Genomic DNA, 4185 nt, shown 5'->3' with positions numbered 1-4185 from the left:
AGTTTGAGATTGCTTCTATTAAAGATGTTGACATAAGATTATTATTGATATGCAACTTGTTTTTATTCGCAAATATAGTATTTTCTAGGTGAGAGTTATATTAGTTCATAAATTAAAAGGATTATTATGAATAACTTGAAAATATATGGACCGATGATTTTATACTCATCTTTAATTTTATTTTTTCCTACTGCATTTGCTGATACCAATAATGTTTCTAATAATTGGTTTGTAGGACTAGATATCGGCAAAGGAAGTTATACCAACGCTGGAGATGAACATGCTTTATCTGTTGATCAAGATCATTGGGCGTTTGGCACGCATGTTGGTTATCAATTTAATCGGTATTTATCAACTGAAGTTGCGTACCAATACTTTGGTGAGGGAAATGCATCATATCCATTAGGAAATATTAAAGGTAACTTTCAACAATTAGTTTTAAAAGGAATTATTGGCAATTATTTAAATGATTTCTACCCATTTTTGAGTGCAGGTGTTGCTGCATGGTCAGGTAAAAGTAAAGGTTTAAGAGAAGGTACTGCTACAGGTTTTTCACCCGTATATGGCGCAGGTATTCGCTATTATATAAATTCACGATTGAATATTAAGTTGGAATATCAACGTACGGAATCAATGGGAAATAATGATATAGGGCATACCGATCATCAATTAGTTTCTATGGGCGTAAGTTGGGTATTTTAAAAGTACAAGGAAGAGCGTACTATGAAAAAGTCGTGTATACCTTTAGTTATATTATTAACAGCGTGTGGTGGCGAAGATGATGGTTTTCTCGATCAGGAAAAACCTTCGAACAATGGCAACGATACTTCTGAGTTTTTACCACCAATTACTAAAGATTATGAAATTATTACCTTTAATCAAAAAGCGATAACACTAAATCTTAATAATTTATTTTCAGACCTTGATACAGAACAGAAGCATTTAATTGTTAGCATTGGAAAAAACTTTCAAATTAAAAGCCCTAGTACATATGAATTATCGAATCATAACTTAACTTATATTCCTAATGGATTTATTGGTGAGCAGGTTATACCTTACAATGTTTTTGATGGTACATCGTCGACGATAGGCTATATCAAAATAACTAATGAGCCTTCTTCTGGCTCACCAATTACACCTGATATTATTGAAGTTCATACGCGAGATCTCATTATTTATATGGCGTCGTCTGCAACTCAATCATTTAGTCTTGGAAGTAAAGGTACTGTTATTGATTCATTATCAGGGGGATCGCTAGGTCGTATATCTACAAATGGGAATCAAATTACCTATACACCCAATATTAATGCTGATGGTGAAGACATACTTTCTTATGTTACGACAGATAGTAACGGTAAGGTTGTATCAGGTACCATTTCCATTAATGTAATTAACGATAAACCTGAACCTTTGGTGCCAATTACAAAAGACTATTTTGTTTCTATGGTTACTGGAACCGAGAAAATAATCTCATTGAATTCTGGCCCATCTAATATTTCAATAGACACAATTTATGGTGAAAAATTAGGTACAATTAGCTTTTCTGGTAGTCGTTTTACCTATAAATCTATCGCCGGAAAATCAGGTGAAGATATTATATTTTACACAATGACGAATAATGATACGGGCCAGACATTCAAAGGAAAGGTTGTTATCGATCTCTCTTTACCTGCTCCCGTCACGAAAGATATTATTCTGTATGTTGATGCGGGTGAATCAAAAACATTTTCTTTGGGTGATGGTTCATCCATCAATAAGATCCAAGAAATTACTAACGAAAAGTTAGGCTCAGTTTCAATTAACGGAAGTGAATTTACCTATAATCCGTCTGAAAATAAGTACGGGCAAGATATTTTATCTTATACCATGGCTGATCCAAATAACCCGAATAAAAAACAAACAGGCAATATAATTGTTAATGTTGTACCACCTGAAAAGCCAACATTAACATATATAGGTCTTGATTTAGGTGGGGCGAGTTATGAACCTGGTGCCGAACTAACTTCTTCTTTATATTGTGAAAGGCATTGCGATAGTTATGAATATCAATGGATCATTAATGGAAAAGTGGTCGGGACTGATGAATCTTATACATTACAACCAGAAGATATAAATCACGCAGTTAAATTAGAGGTTGTTGGTGTTGATGAGTATGGACAAAAATCTAGTTCTGAGTATTCAATTTACTCTATAGCCACTGTCAATCAGATCCATAGCAATCATTATTCATTCATAGCGTCTAAAAGCCCTTCTTTAGATCCTTTTATTTCTTCATCAGATTTTATTGGTTGGGGAGCTGAAACATTAGGCGCTAAAGACCAATATATGCCAAGATCAGGAGCCGAATACAAACTCGTTGCAACGCAAATGGCTTATGTTTATGTACCTGAATACGATGCTGATGGTTGGGTGAAAGCTCCTGTCAATGCATGGGGAGATATTCGGCATGGTGGCGAGATGGGGATATATGATCCAAATTTCGGTACTAATAAACTTTATTATATTAAAGATTGTGTCGCATCACGTTTTGCATTTGCTTGTGTAACGGGTTTAGATTTTTATGATGACACTGGTGAGATACCATTTGGTAAAGTTTATACATGGTATGACCCTAATTATGACGGAAGCTATACCAAAGTCGTTGAAGAAGAGGTCCCTGAAGGTATTGACGTAATTTTTTCTGCTGAAAATGCTTTCGCTGCACTAAAAGGTGACGACCTTGTGTCTTGGGATGTTAGTGCAAACCCGACAGTATTAAAACTTAATGATGTTGTGAAAGTTTATGATTCAGGAAAGCAGGACTCAATTTGGAAAAGACGTCCTGGTTTTACCGCAGTGACTTCAACGGGGAGAATCTTCACTTGGTCAGGTGGAGAGACGTCAGCGAATGAGATTACTTTTAGTTCCGCAACTGGTACGCCTCTTAACGGTGATGATATTGTATCTGTTCATACAACCGACTCTGCATATGCTGCAGTAATGAAAGATGGCTCGGTGCAGGTATGGGGTAATACAGATGAGGGGGCGGATATTAATGGGCTCGAACATCATTTATCTTCTGGTGTTGTTGATATTTTCTCCACGTCATCTGCTTTTGCAGCCTTAAAACAAGATGGAAGCGTTATTGTTTGGGGTGATGAAAGCTGCGGCGGCAAAAATAATACAGGTGTAAACTTAACTGATATTAAAGCAATCTCTAGTACAACACATGCATTTGCCGCAATTAAAAATGATGGTTCAGTCGTCACTTGGGGAGATGTATCTGCAGGTGGTGACTCAAGTAGTGTGAGTTCCGAATTGATTTCAGGTGTTAAAGATATTGTGGGTAACAGGGAAGCATTTGCCGCTATTAAAAGTGACGGTTCTGTCGTGGTATGGGGATATAATCATGGCGGCGGTTTAATTACATCAACTGATGGTGTAACTGAACCTACAGAAAATGCTAATTTAGTTTCACGCTTAAAGTCTGGCGTAATTCATATTCAAGCAACATTATTTGCTTTTGCTGCACTAAAAGATAATGGAGAAGTCGTAAGCTGGGGACGAGATTATTTTGGTGGTGATACGAGTACTGTTGATTCAGAATTTATGCCAGATCCTAATTCGTTTTCACTTAGAGAAACATCTATTTTTGAGTCATATTGAAATTAGTATACCTATGATAATGCCCATTAATGTAGCTAGTTCATCTATAAATAAACCGTTTTATTTTCTATATTAAATAATAATTAATGGTCAAAGTATTATATTTAAGTGTGATTTTAGTAAATCGTGAATATTAGATGATTGTTTTTACGTATGTATTAACTAAATATAATGAGTGTCGGAGGTATATATATTAAAAATCACATATTAACTTAACGCTAATGATTGTATTGTTATTTACATTGTTGCAAAAATATTGAGGTTAATATCATATTACAATGATGAATTATTCATTAAAGGTATGTTTAGTTGATTTATGATAACTGGTTGTTATAATAAAGACATACAAAAAATATGGTTTTTAATTATTCACTTTAAAAGGTAACTGATCTGATGTTAATTAATCGCTCTGGTGTTAATTAATCGCTCTGGTGTTAATTAATCGCTCTGGTGTTAATTAATCGCTCTGGTGTTAATTAATCGCTCTGGTGTTAATTAATCGCTCTGGTGTTAATTAATCGCTCTGGTGTTAATTAATCG

The 4185-nt window shown here is 34.8% G+C and carries 2 protein-coding genes; both read left to right on the top strand.

What is annotated here, in order from left to right:
- The first annotated feature begins 126 nt into the window (after window positions 1-126).
- Window positions 127-702, top strand: coding sequence for an outer membrane beta-barrel protein (locus tag C9J46_RS21085; RefSeq protein ID WP_107291478.1), 576 nt, complete (start codon window positions 127-129; stop codon window positions 700-702).
- A gap of 21 nt (window positions 703-723) precedes the next feature.
- Window positions 724-3645, top strand: coding sequence for an Ig-like domain-containing protein (locus C9J46_RS21080; protein WP_107291477.1), 2922 nt, complete (start codon window positions 724-726; stop codon window positions 3643-3645).
- Window positions 3646-4185: the final 540 nt, after the last annotated feature.

Source organism: Photobacterium sp. GB-36 (assembly GCF_003026135.1).
Classification (GTDB): Bacteria; Pseudomonadota; Gammaproteobacteria; order Enterobacterales; family Vibrionaceae; genus Photobacterium.
Note: the sequence above shows the minus strand (reverse complement) of the source record. Positions and strands in the feature narration are given on the sequence as shown.

Excerpts from the sequence above, each read along its gene's own strand:
- C9J46_RS21085 (WP_107291478.1), top strand. The coding sequence starts at position 127 with ATGAATAACTTGAAAATATATGGACCGATGATTTTATACTCATCTTTA.
- C9J46_RS21080 (WP_107291477.1), top strand. The coding sequence starts at position 724 with ATGAAAAAGTCGTGTATACCTTTAGTTATATTATTAACAGCGTGTGGT.